General features: G+C 70.3%; 1 protein-coding gene. It reads left to right on the top strand.

Annotated elements, in window-relative coordinates:
* Positions 1–130 precede the first annotated feature (130 nt).
* A partial coding sequence (locus tag C7C46_RS32540) for an IS1380 family transposase (RefSeq protein ID WP_110673520.1) occupies positions 131–1477 on the top strand: 1347 nt, incomplete at its 3' end.

Below are 1477 nucleotides of genomic sequence, written 5' to 3' on the forward strand. Positions count from 1 at the left end.
GCCTCGGCGTTTCACGAGGTCCCTGCCCGTTGGTGACTGACTGTCACCCGGAAATAGAAGCGGTGCCGCCACCTGCGAGGATGCGAGCTGTCTAGGAACACATCACGCGGCTGGGTGGGGCACCGATTCCGTGCGCAAGGATACTCAACGTCTGCGGGGGCTGACCATCTCGGGCGACGGCAAGGGGCAGGTCGGGCACGCCGGGGGCGTGCACCTGCAACTGCTCGCCGAGCGGATGGGACTGCCTGACGCGCTGTCGGGGGCGATGGCCCGCAAGGGCTTCGTGCCGGGGCATCCGCGCGGGCGGGTGCTGACCGACCTGGCCTGCGCGTTGGTGCTCGGCGCGACCAGCATGCGCGACATTCGCCTGCTGGAGCACCAGCGCCCGGTGCTCGGCGACACCGCCTCGGTGTCCACCGTCAGCCGGACCCTGGGCGAAATCGACGAGCTGCAACTGCGCCGGATCGCCCGCGCCCGGGCCGAGGTCCGCCGCCGGGTCTGGACCCACCTCGCCGACCGTGACCAGGGCTTTCCCTGGATCACCGTGGACGGCCAGGCCCTCCAGGGCTGGACCGTGCTGGACTCCGACGCCACCGTGGTCCCCGCCCCCAGCGAGAAGGAGGGCGCGGCCGGGACCTACAAGAAGGGCGTCTACGGCCACTGCCCCCTGCTCGCCTACTGCGACAACACGGGCGAGATGCTCGCGCAGGAGCTGCGGCCCGGCGACGCGGGGGCCAACGACACCGCCGACAACATCGCCATCTTCGAGGCCGCCGTGGCCGGGCTCCCGTGGCAGTACCGCAAGAAGATCCTGTTCCGCACCGACGGAGCCGGCTTCTCCCACGGCCTGCTCGCCTGGATCGCCGACGCCGGCGGACGCTCCAGCCCCTCCTTCACCTGGGAGTACTCGGTCGGCTGGGCCTTCACCGAGCGCGAGCAGGCCGCAGTCGAACTCCTTGACCGCCAGGGCCTATGGGAAGCGGCCACCGGCCCGGACGGCGAAGCACGCGAGGACGCGTTCGTCGCCGACATCACCGGCCTGCTCGGCAACCTGACCGGATGGCCGCCCCACCACAAGGTGATCGTCCGCAAGGAACCCCTGCACCCGCGCTACGTCAAGGACGCGAGCGACTACGAGAAGAAGCACAACAAGCGGTACCAGACCTTCGCGACCAACACCCGCAGACGCCAACCGGCCTGGCTGGACTGCCGACACAGAAGCCACGCCAGGGTCGAGCTGGGGATCCGCGACAGCAAGGCCGGCGGCCTGGGCCTGTTCCCGTCACAGGAACTGAAGGTCAACCAGGCATGGCTGCTGGCCGTCGCCCTGGCCACCGACCTCCGCGCCTGGCTCCAACTCCTCGCCCTCGAAGGCGAGCTCGCCCGGGCCACCCCCAAGACCCTGCGCTACCGCTTCCTGCACGTCCCCGCCGTGCTCGTACACGGCCAGCGCCGACGCCGACTCAAGATCCTCTAT

The sequence above is a fragment of the Streptomyces tateyamensis genome (genome assembly GCF_003205575.1).
GTDB classification, from domain to species: Bacteria; Actinomycetota; Actinomycetes; order Streptomycetales; family Streptomycetaceae; genus Kitasatospora; species Kitasatospora tateyamensis.